At 59.8% G+C, this 16587-nt stretch carries 15 protein-coding genes; 3 read left to right on the forward strand and 12 right to left on the reverse strand.

Annotated elements, in window-relative coordinates; genetic code table 11:
• Window positions 1-68: 68 nt before the first annotated feature.
• Window positions 69-521, reverse strand: coding sequence for a VanZ family protein (locus VB144_12640; protein MEA4884476.1), 453 nt, complete (start codon window positions 519-521; stop codon window positions 69-71).
• A gap of 91 nt (window positions 522-612) precedes the next feature.
• The gene (locus VB144_12645; GenBank protein ID MEA4884477.1) at window positions 613-1872 is read right to left on the reverse strand and encodes a capsule assembly Wzi family protein; all 1260 of its coding nucleotides are present in this window, start codon (window positions 1870-1872) and stop codon (window positions 613-615) included.
• Window positions 1873-2092: 220 nt separating this feature from the next.
• Here VB144_12645 and VB144_12650 point away from each other — a divergent pair, with 220 nt between their 5' ends.
• The 3 genes from VB144_12650 (at window position 2093) to VB144_12660 (ending at window position 4903) form a co-directional block, all read left to right on the forward strand.
• Window positions 2093-2920 (forward strand): M55 family metallopeptidase, encoded by an 828-nt coding sequence (locus VB144_12650; protein ID MEA4884478.1) that lies wholly within the window; start codon window positions 2093-2095, stop codon window positions 2918-2920.
• A 122-nt stretch (window positions 2921-3042) separates the two neighbouring features.
• Window positions 3043-3768 carry a GntR family transcriptional regulator gene (locus tag VB144_12655; protein ID MEA4884479.1) on the forward strand — a complete coding sequence of 242 codons (726 nt, stop codon included), beginning with the start codon at window positions 3043-3045 and terminating at the stop codon, window positions 3766-3768.
• Between the two features lie 73 nt (window positions 3769-3841).
• The gene (locus VB144_12660; GenBank protein MEA4884480.1) at window positions 3842-4903 is read left to right on the forward strand and encodes an SIS domain-containing protein; all 1062 of its coding nucleotides are present in this window, start codon (window positions 3842-3844) and stop codon (window positions 4901-4903) included.
• 60 nt (window positions 4904-4963) lie between these two features.
• Here VB144_12660 and VB144_12665 read toward each other — a convergent pair whose 3' ends face one another.
• The 10 genes from VB144_12665 to VB144_12710 all read right to left on the reverse strand — a co-directional run bounded on the left by VB144_12665 (window position 4964) and on the right by VB144_12710 (window position 16536).
• Window positions 4964-5821, reverse strand: a complete 858-nt coding sequence (locus VB144_12665; GenBank protein MEA4884481.1) for a class II fructose-bisphosphate aldolase — start codon at window positions 5819-5821, stop codon at window positions 4964-4966.
• Window positions 5818-6963 carry an amidohydrolase gene (locus tag VB144_12670; protein MEA4884482.1) on the reverse strand — a complete coding sequence of 382 codons (1146 nt, stop codon included), beginning with the start codon at window positions 6961-6963 and terminating at the stop codon, window positions 5818-5820. The genes VB144_12665 and VB144_12670 overlap by 4 nt, the downstream gene beginning before the upstream one ends.
• Entirely contained in the window at window positions 6960-8009 is a 1050-nt protein-coding gene (locus VB144_12675; protein MEA4884483.1) for a BadF/BadG/BcrA/BcrD ATPase family protein, read from the reverse strand. Before VB144_12675 ends, VB144_12670 begins: the two co-directional genes overlap by 4 nt.
• 61 nt (window positions 8010-8070) lie before the next feature.
• Complete coding sequence (locus VB144_12680; protein MEA4884484.1) at window positions 8071-9000, reverse strand: ROK family protein; 930 nt, start codon at window positions 8998-9000, stop codon at window positions 8071-8073.
• A gap of 78 nt (window positions 9001-9078) precedes the next feature.
• Window positions 9079-10242 carry a family 10 glycosylhydrolase gene (locus VB144_12685; GenBank protein ID MEA4884485.1) on the reverse strand — a complete coding sequence of 388 codons (1164 nt, stop codon included), beginning with the start codon at window positions 10240-10242 and terminating at the stop codon, window positions 9079-9081.
• Window positions 10243-10293: 51 nt separating this feature from the next.
• Window positions 10294-12072, reverse strand: coding sequence for a glycoside hydrolase family 3 N-terminal domain-containing protein (locus tag VB144_12690; GenBank protein MEA4884486.1), 1779 nt, complete (start codon window positions 12070-12072; stop codon window positions 10294-10296).
• 40 nt (window positions 12073-12112) lie between these two features.
• A complete protein-coding gene (locus VB144_12695; GenBank protein ID MEA4884487.1) occupies window positions 12113-13369 on the reverse strand; it encodes a GNAT family N-acetyltransferase in 1257 nt (418 codons plus the stop codon).
• Window positions 13370-13411: 42 nt separating this feature from the next.
• On the reverse strand, window positions 13412-14272 hold the full coding sequence (locus VB144_12700; protein ID MEA4884488.1) for a carbohydrate ABC transporter permease: 861 nt from the start codon (window positions 14270-14272) through the stop codon (window positions 13412-13414).
• A 31-nt stretch (window positions 14273-14303) separates the two neighbouring features.
• A complete protein-coding gene (locus VB144_12705; protein ID MEA4884489.1) occupies window positions 14304-15203 on the reverse strand; it encodes a sugar ABC transporter permease in 900 nt (299 codons plus the stop codon).
• A gap of 76 nt (window positions 15204-15279) precedes the next feature.
• On the reverse strand, window positions 15280-16536 hold the full coding sequence (locus VB144_12710; protein ID MEA4884490.1) for an ABC transporter substrate-binding protein: 1257 nt from the start codon (window positions 16534-16536) through the stop codon (window positions 15280-15282).
• Between the last annotated feature and the right edge of the window lie 51 nt (window positions 16537-16587).

The following is a 16587-nucleotide window of genomic DNA, read 5'->3' on the forward strand; positions in this document are numbered from 1 at the left end:
CCTCCAATATGAGACGCTGCAGAACGCTGTTGGATCCAGATCCAGTGGCCAGCAGAACCCTGAGCCCGTTAGGGCCGGCACAGCCTGAACAGCACTCCTGCCAATATGCCCAGGAAATCGATCCCCACATCCTGCCCTGCGCCGCTCCGAAACGAGATCATCATCTGGAGACGCTCATCCAGTATCGCAACAAAGAGAGCCAGCAGGGCGGAGATGACGACGATCCGCGAGAGATCGGCCCGTGTGTGCGGCGCCCGGCGAAGCGATAGAATTGCGTTAGTAAGTATCAATGTGAACAGGCCGTATCCAATGACATGGGCGGCCTTCCGAAGCATTGCCACGGCAAGATGCACCTGGCGGCCAGTGAGCGCTGGGAACAGATGAGCCACGAAGGCTCGGGCAGCGTCAGCGCCAAGCTCGGGGCGTGACCACGCCGCCGCAATGATAGCCAGGAAGCCCAGTGCCAGGCTCCACCACAGGACCGGGTTTGGCCGAGATGATGTCGAGTTGTGTCGGTTCAAGCAAGTGCCTCCAATTGTTGATGGCTGCGCATCTCAACTGAATCAAACAGGCTCCGAGCTAGCATAGGGGTCTGCGATTCGCAGCTCACCACTAGAGCAAAACCCCGACACCGACCTCGCAGTTCCACCCTGCCCAGTTCGTGCCCTCCACATGCCGGTAGTTGCCCTTGGCGGCGAACCCGATCCTGGCATTGAGCGACAGGGGGCCAACAACAGCCCATCTCCAGCCCAGGCTGGCCATGGCGGTCTTCTCGACCACGCCCGTGAGGAAGGCCTCATCCATTCCATGGCCTGGAGACCATGAATGCCCTATGTAACCCTCCCCGTGGCGTTCAACTGCACCCGATAGAGTCAGCGTCGACTTTGGCGAACAGCGATACGAGACTGTCAGGATCAGCGTGTCGGCATCTGGGCCCAATGGATGACCGAGCGGGGCATCGTGGTACGTGTAGTTGTTGATCGGATTCTTATGGGAGTATACGAAGTTCGCAATCCCAACGTACTCGAGGTTCACGCCCAGTGCGCGCATCCCAGGGATCTCCGGAACATCGATGCCCGCCAGAACGCCAACAAGGTACGGAGCCGGGTCGGGGTCCCACAGCAAGTGAGCGTCGTCCGCGAAGAACTCTCCGTATGCCTCTGCTTTCCTTTCCGTGCCCCGCGATATGGGGAATTCAGCCCGGAAGTCCACCCCCATGTTAACGTTGATGTTCCGGTCCTGAACAGGGTGTTGCTTGATAGCAAGATGTTGCAGAGCGTATACTGGCAGGCCCGGCACAGGCAAGAACAGCACTGGGGACACCTCGCCTGACACTGCGGCAGTCTCGGTGATCCCCAAGGTGAGCCATGGCCATGGACTGTACTCGATTCTCTGCGCCATGAGAGCGCGTTTCTGTTCGCTCTCCATGGCGCCCACGAACCGCACATACTCGAGCGAACCCAGCGACAGCCGATACCCGGCTACCGGCATGGGATCGGCGATGCCCGAGAGCACAAGCGATCCTGACCTGCCAGGACCCCACTTGAACGATGCCATCCCAACGAATGCAGCCTGCCCGTTAGCGCCCCCAGTGAGCAGCAACTCAAGCCCATCGCTGCGCAGCCCGAACGATGCAGCATCTCCCTGGTCGCCATGGCAAAGGCCGACCCCTGCCCATGCTTCACCGGAGACAGCAATAGCGCCATAAGGGCCGAGCGTGAGCGCATACGCTGGCTTCCCGGCCGCGCTCGACCCAATGCTGGCCGCAGCGCCCGGAAGAGCCGAGCCAACCACGATTGCCAGTGCCAACGCCAATGCGAGGAAACCGGCGCCTCTGGGCCGGCGACCGCCAGAGCAAATCGATTCTTTCAAGGGACACACTCCTCCGAAGAAACCAGGTTGCACGCAACCAGCCAATGTACGGTTCTTCGCCTCCGCGAACCGTAATCCTGCACATTTCGTGTTTACAGCCGACAAGCCAGGGCCATAGGCTAGCCGACCCGCCAATGGAAGCCTGAAGGAATCCTTGAACGAACGTTGAGTATACTTATGGAGCTAAGCCGCACGTCAACATGAAGGCAGGTGCAGTGCTGTGAGAATCTATATCTCGTGCGACATGGAGGGCGTGGCCGGGGTGGTTCACCCCGATCAGGCGGATCCAGGCGGTGAGGATTACGGCCTGACGAGAGAGCTATTGACTGCGGAGGTGAATGCGGCGATCCGAGGCGCAAGAGCCGCCGGCGCCACGGAGATCGTGGTGAACGACTCCCACTACTACATGCGAAATCTGAGGCTCGACCTGATGGATCCGGATGTAAGGATCATCCTGGGAAGCACCAAGCAGTACAGCATGATGGAGGGCCTCGACTCCTCCTTCGACGCTGCGGCGTTCATCGGGTATCACGCGAAGGCAGGAACTGAGCGGGCAGTAATCGATCATACTTACCACTCCCCTGCCACCTGCCGTGAGATCCGCCTGAACGGCGAGAGTGTGGGGGAGACTGTGATCAATGCGGCAATAGCAGGGGTGTACGGTGTTCCGGTGGTGCTCGTCACTGGAGATGACAAGCTGGCTGCCGAGGCGCGGGCAGCGATTCCCGGAATCACAACGGCAGAGGTCAAGCAGGGGCTCGGGCGGTATGCCGCCTCCACTCTCAGCCCTGCCAGAGCATGCGCACTCATAGAGGACTCAGCCGCTCACGCGGTGCGGACCCGCGCTCGCGTGCGCCCGTTGGTCCTTACATCTCCAGTCAGCCTTCAGGTGGAACTCCCCCAGACAGCCATGGCTGATGCAGCGCAAGACATCCCGGGCGTAAACCGCGTGGGAGGCCGCACACTGGAGTTCGCCGCGTCCGGCTATCTTGAGGTCTTCCGCGCGCTCAGAACGATACTCCGTGTTGCTGAGACAGTCGCCAAGTAGATCCCATCAGCCATGGCGAGCGAGGCAGTCTCTCTGCGCCGGGCAGGAGGAGAAGAGAGGCTGCTGTCGAATAGCTTATCATTATAACATTCTAAGCTTTGTGCGAAAGGCGGCAGTGCTCGATGGCAGCGGCGAGTGGCGAGTTCACTCCCTTGTACCACCAGCTGAAGATGGCTTTACGCGGCAGAATTGAACGCGGCGACTGGCTTCCCGGCCACAGGATCCCCACTGAGCGAGAGCTGTGTGAGGAGCACGGGGTGAGTAGGCTCACGGTGCGAAGGGCCATCGCAGAGCTAGCCACCGAAGGACTGCTCGTGGGCAGGCAGGGCAAGGGCGTATTCGTCGCACAGTCGAAGCTCGAACAGACCCTATCCGCCTTCTACTCCTTCACCAGCTACATGAAGGAGAAGGGGCTTTCGCCCACGTCCGACATTCTCGGCGTGTGTGAGATGCCCTCGCCCCCAGCAGTGGCGCAACGCCTCGGAATCCCCTCGGGAGAGGCTGTTGCCCGTATCACACGCCTGCGCCGCGCCGATAGCGAGCCCATCATATACGAATCGTCCTATCTTCCGTGCACCGTCTTTCCTGGTCTTGCAGGCGATGGCCTGGCAGAATCACCATTGTACGAGATCCTCAGGAACAGGTATGCCTGTGTCCCAGTGAGAGCCACTGAGTGGTTTGAGCCTACACTCCTCAGCAACGAGGAAGCTTCGCTGCTTGGTGTGGATGCCGGCGCCCCCGCCATGTTGCTGGAGAGGGTCACATACACCTACGGCGATAGGCCAATCGAGTTCTGCAAAGGCGTGGTCCGCGGTGATAGATGCCGCTACTGCGTGGAGCTTAAGTAGTGTGCGGCCAGCAGCCCGCACATATGCTCACTGTCGTCCAGTCATCCACTGTCACAATAGGAGGGCTCTGCAAATGACACAATCCGCAACTGAACGAGACATTAGAACTCAGTTCAACATGGTTCGCAAGGCGCTGCCCGCCACGCTCGCTAGGGAGTCGTCGATACATAAGGCCGCCGCACAGCACGGTGCAGCGGTCATATTCACAGGGTGCGGGTCCTCGTACTACATTGCCCAGTCAGGCGCTGCAGCGTTTCGGGCATTCACCCGTCATGATCGTGTGCAGGCGCTGCCCGCTTCGGAGGTCACGCTGTACTGGCCATACTGGGCGCCGGCGGGTCCACCTCATGCATCAACGCTGATCCCCATTTCCCGTTCAGGAGACACCAGCGAGACAATAAGCGCGATACAGGCCTACAAGGAGCGAACCCAGGGGATGGTCATGGCGGTCACCTGCGCCCAGAACGGGGAGATGGCTCGCACCCTTCCCGGGGCTATTGTCATGCCAGAGTCCGACGAGCCGAATGTGGTGATGACTCGGTCGGCCACAAGCATGCTGTACGCTCTCACGCTCATGGGGGCGATGTGGGCCGGCGATGACGCAGCCATTAAGCGAATGGAGTCTGTTCCGGAAGCCGCAAGGGCCGCCTTCGAAAGCAGCGAGAAGGCAATATCCCAGGCGATTGGGGATCGCATTCCCGAGAAGATAGTGTACCTGGGCGGCGGGCCGTTCTACGGGCTTGCCGAGGAAGGCAAACTCAAGGTGAAGGAGATGAGCCTCGCATCCTCTGAGGCATACCATCCCCTGGAGTTCAGGCACGGCCCGATGTCCATGGCGGATTCCGGCATGCTCATCGTGCTCATCGCCTCTGATTCGGGGCTTGCCGGGGAAGCCAAACTCATCTCTCACATGAAGTCATTCGGCGTGCGCACGCTGGTCATCCACGATAGGCCGTGCGAGGAACTAGCATGTGCAGACTACTCTGTCTTCATCAACTCCGGGCTTCCCGAGCATGAACGGCTCGCCGCCTACCTGCCAGTGCTCCAGCTGATCGCAGTGTACATAACCAAAGCGCGCGGGCTCGACCCGGACCATCCCAGGAACCTCTCGAAGGTAGTAGTGCTGAAAAGCTAGAATGCTTGCGTGGGAGGAAACCCAGATGATTCTCGCGTAAAGGTTGGCGTTCTCTGAGAACTAGCTTTCCGGGTTCCACATGCACATTCGAATCTTGTCTTGAGCGGCCAGGCGAATTCCTTCGACCACTCTTGCATGGAGCTTGCGCATGTCGGGCGCGCCCGCCCCGGAGTAGCCTGCCAGCGCCTGCAGGAGCATGTTCGCGTGAACAACCTGGAGATCGGTGGCAACGTTGAACTTGCGTATCCCTGCGTCAATCGCGCGCCTTACCATCTCGCGCGGAATATCGGACCCACCGTGCAGCACGAGAGGAACACTCACCAGATCGCGAACAGCCTCTATCAGGTCAAACCTGATGTGAGGCTCTCCTTTGTACAGCCCATGAGACGTCCCAACCGCAGGCGCCAGAGCATCGATCCGGGTGAGGCGAACGAACTCCCGTGCTTCATCAGGATCGGCCAGGGACGCATCGCAAGCCAGCACATCCTGGGTGTCCTCCTTTCCTCCGATCCGTCCTAGTTCAGCCTCTACCGAAATCCCGGCTGCATGGGCAACCTTCACCACTTCCTTGGTGAAGGCGACGTTTTCGGGGAATGGAAGATGTGAACCATCGACCATCACAGAGCTGAAGCCGGCACATACCGCCTGCACTATCAGATCAAAGTCGCTGGCATGGTCTAGGTGAAGGCACAGCGGCACAGCGGCTATCTGAGCTGCCGCTCGACCAATGGCAGCCATGTAGCCAACACCTACTGACCTGGCCGTGCTCTGGCTCACCTGAATGACCACTGGCGTGTGTTCCTCTTCGGCCGCCGCCACAATCCCTTTCAGGTCGTCGAGGTCGATGAAGTTGAATGCGGCCACAGCGCCAGGCTTGCCAAACGCGTCTAGAAGTTCACCGAGGGCGTACAATCTCATTCCAATCCCTCCTGGGCGATCGCCCTTCTGAAGGCTTCTATGAGAATCGCCGTCCCGTAAAGCAGTGCATCCTTGTGGAAGGCGGCATCCGGGTGATGCAGGCCAGGGACCAAGTTGGCGCCGAGGCCTATATATGCAGTGCGCAGCCCAGGTTTCCTCCTAGGATACACATGGAAATCCTCAGATCCTGGGGTGATGATCTTCTCGATCACTGCGCCATCTCCGAGCACCGCGGCTATGGCCTCCCGGGCCGTGCGAATCAGGCCAGCGTCATACATGGGCGCCGGCATTGTCTTCTCGCCCGCCCGTTCCACCTCGGCTCCGATGCTCCCAACTGCGCCCTTAACTGCTCGGTCCACGCTGCCCCGGAGTTCCTCAGCGTGCTCGTCGCTATCGGCGCGGATGTTGATGGTTATCTGCCCTGAGGCGGGTATCACTCCCGCCGTATCAAGCCCTGCTGAAATGCTGACCACATTCACGGTCGCACACCTGAGCGGATCGGGCCTGATTGCGTTCACGGACACTGCCGCCGCCGCCACTGCGCTCGCCGCATTCACCCCCAGATGAGGTCTTCCTGTGTGAGACGGAACTCCTGTAATGGAGTAGCGCAGAGTCTTGCCGGCTGAATGCCAAAGGCACGGCGTGGCTCGGCCGAGCGGACATTCGGCCAATGGGCGAAGGTGGATGCCGAACATGGCATCTACGTCATCGATGGCCCCTGCATCCGCCATCTTCGCAGCTCCCAGTCCTGTCTCTTCAGCTGGCTGAAACACCAGCTTCAGGCGCCCGCAGGCCTCGGGAAAGGCCGCTGCCAGGATCTCACCTGCTGCGATCACCATCGCAGTGTGAGCATCGTGCCCGCAGGTGTGCCTGTAGGCGCTCACTCCATCGATCTGGAACGACAGAGCGTCCATGTCAGCTCTGAGCGCGATGACTGGCGAAGATAGCTGGCCCAACGATGCCACGACTCCCGTGCCAGCGAGCCCGCTCTGCACATGATAGCCCGCAGCCGACAGGCGACGCGCGACATATTCGGAAGTCCTGTGCTCCTCAAATGGACCTTCCGCCAAACCGTGGAGCGACTCCCACGATGCCGTGATGTCGGCCTTGTGGGCGCACACAAGCTCGAGAATCTGGTTCAAGCGTGTTCACCGACCTTCCTGGATTCGGCTTTCTTCCACGAACGCTGTAGGTTCTCGATGACGCGCCCGCCGGGATCGAGGCGGTCGAGCCTTTTGATGGCAAGTATCAATGCGCCTATCACCGGCGGGAACATAGGCTCGGCGACTCGGGCGCCCGGGGTCAGCCTGCCCAGTTCTGCGCGGAAGGGATCGATGAGGACCTCCCCAGCCATGAACGCGCTTCCGCACGGGGCGACGGCGAACTGGGCTTCAGGCATCCCGACGGACCGTGCTGCTGCCCACGCTGCCGCAGCAAGCTCGCGGCCTGCATGCTCCATGATGTCCATCGCCACCCGGTCGCCGCCTAGAGCCTCGTGAACCACGGCCGGGCAGAAGGAGGCGATGTCGCGAAGCGCGCACGCTGATCCAGGGCCATCCCGGTACAGGACACTTCTCAGGTCATCCGGGCTTTCCAGGCCGAAGTGCTTCATTGCAGCATCAACAAGCGATGTGGCCGGACCCCGCCCATCATGCGCCCTGCTTACGGCGGTGAGGCCGCGCACTGCGATATCGTAACCGCTGCCCTCGTCGCCGATCCGGTATCCCCAACCCCCGGCGCGCCCACGCCTGCCATCGGGAGATATCGCCACCGCGATGCTTCCAGTGCCAGCGATCACGACTACCCCTTCGGCTCGCCCGTTGGCTCCGGCAAGAGCGGCCACCGCATCGTTTTCCAGGACTATATCACCTACTGGAAGCGCAGTTCGCGCCGCGTTCATCATGCGATCGGACACGCCTGAGAGCCCCACTCCAGCCAGAGCAAGGCAGGCCACACTTATGCGGCTAAGGTCATCACAGCCCAGATGGCCAGCCTTTCTGGCCTGGGCCAGCGCCTCCTCGGCCCCGCGCCGAACTGCCTGTGCGGCCTCCTGTGCACCTCCTGGCCCCCGAAGGTGATTGGAAGGGCCTGCTGCTCCGAATCCCAAAACGTTTCCCCGAGCGTCCGCCACAGCACAGGCGGTCTTCGTTCCGCCGCCGTCCACACCCAGAACTAGCTTGTTGTCCATTCTCCTCCACACCATCCATCAGGGCCGCCGCGCCTTTCCACGCAGCTGGAAGACCCGGCGCCTACCTGAGAGCCTCGTAAGCTTCGGTGAACTGGCTAGCCGCGCCGATAATCCCAGAGTCATCTCCGAACCGCGCCGCCCGGATATGAATCGACTCCACATAGGGTGAGCAAGATAGGATTTTCACCTTTTCCACCAGCGGCTCAACTATGAGATCGCCCACGCGCGAGAGCCCGCCTCCGATGACGATCACCTCGGGGTCCAGCAGGCTGATGGCATTGGCCAGGCCGATCGCGAGGCGTTGAACTGCCTTGTCGATTGCGTCCCGTGCACTCGGGTCGCCGCGGCGAGCCGAGTGCACGGCTGCCTCGGCGCTCATGCCTGCCATCTCCGCGATGGCAGGACCGGCGGCCATCAGCTCAATGCATCCGAACATCCCACAGCTGCAGCTTGGTCCATGCATGTCAATGATGGTGTGTCCGAGCTCATAGGCGTCGTTATGGGCGCCGCGCATGATCCTGCCGCCTGTAATGCAGCAACTCCCGACCCCCGTTCCCAGGCTCACATATAGGAAACTGGAGCTTCCTCGGAATTCGCCGAAAAGGTACTCGCCGATGGCGCCTGCTGCCACGTCATTCTCCATTCTCACGGGAATGCCTAGCCTCTGCTCCAACATCTGACCCACCCGCAGCCTGACCTTTCCCCTCGCCCACGGCACGTTGACCGCTCCGACCACGGCGCGGTCCGCATAATCGACACGCCCGGGAGCGCCTACTCCGATGCCTCTCACCTGAGCTGGTCGAAGGCCACTATCAGCCATCAGATCCAGAATCGCCCTCGATACCATGTCCATCGCGGCTTCAGGCTGCATTTGTGGGTCCCATCCGCGATGCCTCGCCACATTCAGGATCTCGCACCCGCGGACGATGGCCGCCCGTAGATTGGTCCCGCCTATATCGACTCCCACAGCAAACTGCTCATCTACCGCCACCGCAGAGTGCCTCCTCCAGCGGCCTTCCACAATCCGATTCAGCGACACACCTGGTCAGAACCTGCCACCGTCGACCGACTAGTTATGGCCCGCCACATCTTGAACGCCAGTCCATATGTCATCGTTCATGGCGCCGAACTGGAAAAACACAAGCCCGTCGGCGCCTGCGGCAAGGCCTATCTTGGAGGCTTCGGCCACAGTCTTGCCTGTAGCATCCTTGCCGTACGCCTGAATCCCGGCCCACACAGGAATCGCTCCCTTTGTCTGCTTAATCGCGCCGCAAACGACGTCTCCCACCCACGACGCGGGCTCTCCGTAATCCTGATGGTACGACATAGTGCATATGAAGTCGTATATTGCTGCTGCATCGGAGTAGCTCTGGCTGTAGTGGCACGTGCCGGACGCGCGGGACGCCTCGACTGCCTGGTCCGGCATGAGGCTTGCGGAGAACTGGATTCCGGGTTTCACTGACTTTGCCACGTCCTTCATGCTCTGAGCAGCCTCTCTGATCTCCTGCTGCCGCATAGCGACCCATGCCGCTACGTCGGGATCGCCAGATTCGTATGCCTCGAAATAGGCATTCGGGTTGGCCGGCGTCGCGTAGAATGTGTCGAATATCACCTTTCTGACGCGTTCGATGTCGATGCCAAGCCTCGCTGCTTTCTCAACATGCTTAGGACAGAAGCAGTAGACGACGTGCCCATAGCGGATGTAGTCCAAGTGAATCCCGTCCACATCGTAGTTGGTGACGACTTCCCTGATCATGTCGTTAGTGTAGGCGAGGTGCTCTTTCGAATCGGGGCACACTCTGCCATCGGTTATCGCATACGGTTTGAACTCGCTTGCAGCTTTTCCGTGATGCCATATCTGATCCTCGGGGTGAACGTCGGCGTACGCCTTGTCCTGGTTGAACACGAACCACGCGTGAACCTTGATTCCCGCTGGATGACACGCGGCGATCATCTCGCCGAGAGCGTCGCGTCCCTCCTCAGCAGCCGGCGCAAACGCGCTCTTGTACTCGGCCTTCCCGGAGGTTCCCCTCACCAGCAGTAGAACGTCGGTTACGTGATTCTCCACAAGCGTTTTGGCAATGGCCGGCGCGCCATTCGACCGGACAGTGCTCCCCCACATCCACACCGCTAACGGACGTCCTGCCGCCGCGCCACATGGAGCAAGGACAACGAAACCCAGAACAAAGACCGCGCAGAGATAAACCGATACTAGCCGTGCATTCCTGTGCATGGTCAACTAGGCCTCCCTATGCATATTCACGGGGACAAACCCCGCCTTGCCCTATTGTGAGAAACTCATCAATCCATGTCCGCGACTGTGCAGACCGGGAATGGATACGGGAAGTCTGCCCGCAGGCTTGGCCTCTCCGAACATGACTTCCACGGCGGCGCGGATCGAACACGGCCGATAGCCGTATGTAGCCATGTAGGTATCCACCTGCGGATAGGCACGCAGATCGTATGGGTTCCGAATCGCGCAGGCCACCACGGGCCTACCGGTGTCGATAAGGGCACGCACCAGCGCTCCCTGGGCTTCTTCCTGCTCTGGCGTTTTCGATGATGTAGCTGCCACCACCAGATCGCAGGACATGGCAACGCCAATCGCTCGAGCTGTATCCTCTGCGCTCGGGAAAAGCTCAACCCCGACCTCAAACACACATGAGTCCCCGACGCGGCGCGCGATCTCCTCCCCAAGCACGCTCTCAGCATCCGCTGAGTCCTCTGCTCGGAGCCTGGGCATTGTCGACGGGTACACCACCGCAATTCGACGGCCAGAGCTGCATTGCCCGTGGCTGTGTCGCCCGTTTTTCCCCAGGGGCAGAAGGCCCGCACTGTTTCGCACGAGTGTCACTGAGGCACGAGCGATGCGCTCCTCAGCGCGGAGATGGTCGGCGCATCCGACCAGATCAAGAGGAGGCAATGGAAGGGGATGCCCGGCCCAGCCGGCTTCGCGCAGGAATTTGACCTGTTCGAGCTTCGCACGTATCACCCTGCGGCATGATTCATCCACCCGTTCGCAGCTTATGACCCCTGATCGAACCGCCTTTTCAAGCTCGTCGATGGCCCTCAACTGCAGATCCAGGGTGTGGCACATGAGCACCACATCCGCTCCGGCCGCCACTGCCTGCACTGCAGCCTGCGGCGTGCCTACCGTCTGCTGGATAGCCCCCATCTCCAAACAGTCAGTTATCACGAGGCCGTCGAACCCCAATTCATCGCGGAGCAGCCCCGTGAGCGCCGACTGTGATAGGGTGGCCGGAACGCCAGATGCGTCTAGGGCTAGGCTCTGGATGTGAGCAGTCATGACCGCTGGCGCCCCTGCAGCTATCGCGGCCGCAAACGGCGGAAGATCGATGGCGCGGATTTGATCGATGGATCCTGGTAGGACCGGCACACCAAGGTGCGAGTCCTGGCTCGTTCTGCCATGCCCCGGAAAGTGCTTGGCCATGCACAATACCCCGGCTGAAGCGAATCCTTGCACGGCCCGGACTCCGAACGCTGCGACTGTCTGAGGGTCGTCGCTTGCGGCGCGCACCCCGATGATGGGATTATCGGCGTCGGTGTTGACATCCACATCAGGCGCTGTCACAGCATTGATGCCCATCGCCAGAGACTCGAGTCCGATTATCCTGGCGGACTCGTATGCATTCTCGGGGTTTCCCGTGGCCGCCAGCGCCATGTTTCCCGGGAAAGCAGTCGTCCCTGCCGTTACCTGAAGCACAATGCCGCCTTCCTGGTCGGCCGAAATGAGCAACGGGACTGGCGCCCCCGCGGCCCTGGCAGCATCCTGAAGGCATGTGGTAAGCTCCGCCATCTCTGCAGGATCAGAGGCGTTGCGCGCGAAGATGCCCACGCCGCCTACCCCCGGGTCTTCCAGGAGAGAGAGTATCCCATCCGGAAGCTGACCGGCGAATCGCTCCGGAAAACCGACAATGGTCATCTGGCCTATCTTCTGGCGCAGACTCATTTGAGAGAGAATGCTCTCGACCATGAGGCCTAGGTTCGGACCCGGCCCTATCCCTGCTCCTGTCCCTGTTCCTGTCCCTGTTCCTGTTTCCATGCTCAGCCCTCCACTGCGGTCAAACCCGAAAGACCCGGCGTCATATGTAGTTGAGCCCGGGCACTGGAAGCGGAAGCCTACCTGAGGCATGGCTCGGCAGAAGCTCCGAGCCTGAGTTGACAACCTGTGATCCTCCGAATATCCAGCGCACAAGCTCCGGGCCGCGAAGGCCGGACCAAACGGCAGCCCGCGCGGCGTGACCAACAGCATCTTCGCGATCAGCCATGGCCCGGCCAGCGCAGGCTGCGAGCGCCTCATCGTTCAGCGACATGATCGTGTATTCAGGCAGAGTGGTTTCGCGCACGGGAATCCGTGCGGTCCGCACAAGCGCCTTCATCTCGCGATCGGACGCCGGCATGGTGAATGTGAGAAGGTCAGGTCCATACTCGACACACATACGAGCCACCATCAACAGCACACTCCACCTAGCTCCGGCGTACTCAGCCACGTGCAGCCTCGTCCGGCCGTCATCCAGCTTACGCTTCCGGGCCACAACGTACCCTAGCATACTCGATCCTCCAGCCCCGACACCGGCCCTAGCCCCGGCATGCGAACCGGCAACACTCTGCTGCTGACCCTCAGCCTGCACACTCTCTGCCCGTTCGCACCCGTCTTGAGCTTCCGCCACCCACATGCTCTCAGTTGAGTAGAGCCGCTTCATGTCAGGCCGCCACCAGGTCAACTCCTCGAAATCCCTGACACTGCGGACATATCGCACCGGCTCACGTCGGTAGATTGATGCCATCTCTGTTATGTCACTCCGGACAGCAGGCCGCATATTCGCCTCTGCCCACCCGGATCGTTCCGACATGACCTCGATCAAGTTCCTAATCTGCTCCCGCTGGGCCTCCACCCTCAGGAACTCCCCGGCCTCGACAGCTCCGAGACGCTTGTACACTCCGAGATCTCCCGAGATCATCATAAGCGGGAGGCCTTCGTCGATCGCCTGCTTCATGATGCTTTGCACCAGACGCGAGGCGAGGCCCATCCCGCGGTACTCAGGCCGAGTGCACACAGAGCCAAGCGCCGCCACTGGAACCGTGCATCCTTCGATCACCAGCTTCTGAGCAACGTACCCAGCATGCGCTGCCGGCGCTCCTGTGGCAGGATCCACGAACAGCCTCAGCCTATGGAGATTGGACCTCCTAAACAGCTGAGGGAACTCAAGGCCCATGGTTCTGTCTTCCGGACTGAACACGGCATTCACGAGGTCAAGCACGTGATCAATCTCGGCGAGCGCGGGCGGGCGCGGCCCGTCGAGCTCACATGGCGCACCCCGGCAATCGGCAGACCCCACTTCCGCACCTCCTGCACACAGGCTCTGAACTACCTCTCTGTGCTACCCTTTCACGGCGCCCATGATTATGCCCTTCTGGAACATGTCCTGCATCGACAGGTACACGATGATCACCGGAATGGTGGCAATGGTCAGGCCCGCGCACAGAGTGCCCCACTGGGTCACATTCAGCCCTCGAAACATCGTTAAGGCCAGCGGAATCGTCTTCAGACGCATGTCATTGATGATGAGCAAGGGCCAGAAGAAGAGATTCCACGACCACATGACTTTGAATATCATCATGGTGGCTACAACCGGCTTGGCCAGCGGCAGCATGACCGACGCGTATGTCCTGAAGGGCGAGCATCCATCAACGCGTGCAGCGTCCTCCAGGTCCTCCGGTATGCCCTGAAAGAACTGTTTGAACATGAAGATGCCAAACCCGGAGCCCAGGAACGGCACGATCATCCCCTGGTAGCTCTCGAGCCAACCGAGCTTTCGCACCACAAGGTAGAGCGGAATTGCTATCACATAGAAAGGAATCATCATTGTGGCCAGCGCCATGTAGAACAGCAGGTCCCGACCGGGGATTCGCCGCCTGGCCAGCACGTATCCCGCGAGCGAGTCAATGAGCAGCGACGGAACCGTAATGAAGAAGCTAACGATTACGCTGTTGATGAAGAACGTTCCAAGGCTCACTTCCTCATCGAAGTTCCGCGAGAAATTCCACGCTTTCACGTAATTCGAGAACGTAATGGCATGAGGGATCAACTTGTGCGACAGAATGACCGAATCAGGAGTAAGAGAAGTCGATATCATCCAGATGAACGGGACTATCATTACAAAAGCTCCCACTGCGAGCAGAACATGCTTCAGAATCTCGACTCGTAGTTTCTGCCGAGCCATGTGCCGTTTCGCACTCATGAGCATCCACCTCCAACCTGCTGACAAACTGCTAGTACACGATCTCATCCGCGCGAAACATCCGCCGCAAAGCCCAGCTCAGAGCCATAAGCCCGAGAAAAAGGGCGACTGCGAGTCCGCTGGCGTATCCCATATCGAATTCTTTGAAACCCTTGCTGTATAGAAGGTTGATCAGGGTAGTGGTGCTGTAGCCGGGTCCTCCCTCAGTCATCACGTAGGTCTCCGTGAACACCTGAAACGAGCCCAGGATCTCCGTCACCAGAATGAAGAACGTCGTAGGACGCAGCAACGGGATCGTGATGTATCGTATGCGCTGCCACGTGGTCACGCCGTCCACGGCTCCCGCCTCGTAGAGCTCCAGCGGCACTCCCTGAAGCCCGGCGATGTATATGGTCATTACGTACCCGAGATCCTTCCACACGCCCACGACGCACACTGACGGCATCGCAAGGCGCGAATTCGCAAGCCATCCCTTGGGTGAGGCCCCAAACACCGCGAGAAACTGGTTTGCCAATCCGTCGGGGCTGGCGTTGAACACGAGTGACCACACGATCGAGGCCGCAACCATGGATGTGACAACCGGCAGGAAGTAGCATGCTCTGAAGACGTTTTTTCCGATAAGATGCTTCTGGTCCAAGAGCAGCGCAAATCCCAGGCCGAGCACGATCCGCGGCGCAACCGTGCCCAGGCTGTAGCGAAAGGTATTCCACAATGCAATCCTGAAGACCGGGTCGGCAAACACGCGTATGTAGTTCTTGATGCCTGTGAATTTCGGGCTCGTCAACGACAATATGCTATAGTCAAAGAAACTGAGGTAGAAGGCCCATGCCACTGGAACAAAGATGAACACCAGAAAGACCATATACGCAGGCGCAACCATGGTGTACAGCTCGAGCGCTTCCCCTATCTTGTGAGTAGCCGATCTCTTCATCGGGTCAATTCCTCCAGGCTCTCAGCCGCCCGCGCCGGGATCGCCCCGGCGCGGGCTACTAGCTACATTCGGCCCATTACTTACGAATTAGGTCCTCCAGGCTCTTCTGCAATGAGTTCATTGCGGCCTCAACGGTCTTGTCGCCTTCCATTGCTTGCTGGACTTCCGCCCTGACGAGCGGACTAATCCCTCCTGCCTTGGGATGCTTGAAGTAGAAGTACCCCCCGAGCTCCATCTGCTTCGCGAACGCCCTCCGGATCGGATCGTTAAGATCAGGGTGGCTGGCAAGAGACTTCCTGGCGGGCGAGAAACCAGTCGCCTTGCAGTAAGCCGCCATGGCCTTGGGCGACACCATGCACTCAAAGAACTTCCAGGCAGCTTCCTTGTTCTTCGACTGCTTCGACATGACTATCACATCGGTGCCTCCAAATGCCGCGTGTTTCTTGTTGTGGGGCAACAGCCCGACACCGAACTTGCCGGCAAGCCCGGGTTCATTTATGAACCGCTGAGATGTATCTTCGCAGTCAAAGAAGAGAGCTACCTTGCCCTCGGCGAACATCTTCTGGATCTCCTCGAGATTGATGGTAGTGATGCCTGGCGGGGTCACCTTGTGCTTTCGGATAAGGTCGACATAGAACTGGATGCCTTCGATTGCAGCTGGGCTGTTGGCTGTTACGATCTCTTTGTCCTCATCCATGAAATCCACGCCATTCTGCTTCACGAACGGCTGGAACTGGGACACGTACCGGCCTGAAGTGCCGAAACCATACTGGTCGATCACACCATCGCCATTGAGGTCGCGCGTGAGTTTCTTGGCATAGGTCACGAATTCGTCCCAAGTCCATGAGGTAGTGGGCTCGGGCACGCCTGCGGCAGCCAATAGGTCCTTGCGGTAGAACATGGCCCTTATGGTGCCGAACCATGGCAGAGAAACCAGCTGACCGCTGAATGTGCCCCTCTCAATGAACACCGGGTAAAAGTCAGCCAACATCCCCTTTGAGGCGTATCCGTCCAGCGGTTCCAGAGCGTTGCTGGCGGCGAGCACGTGCTCAAACGGGTCTCCGACTGTGAAGACGTCAGCGATCGTGCCGCCTACTATGGCTACCTGGAATTTCACGTGCGGGTCTTCACCCCACGGAATCGCCTGGAAATTCACCTTGATATCGGGGTTTTCAGCCTCGAAGTCCTTGATGATGTCGCGAATCACTGCGCTGGACACGGCGTCGCCACCAGCCTGCCAGAAGGTGATCGTGGTCTTCTTCGCGGCGCCCACAGGCGCGATAAGAACTGCGAGAAGCAGGAACGCCAGGATTGCCGGAATCAGCTTCCTCATCTAGGTAGACCTCCCTCGTATCTTTGATTCTGTTCCAGGATGCTCCGACAG

Source organism: Clostridia bacterium, from assembly GCA_034926675.1.
GTDB lineage: Bacteria > Bacillota > DTU025 > DTU025 > DTU025 > JAYFQW01.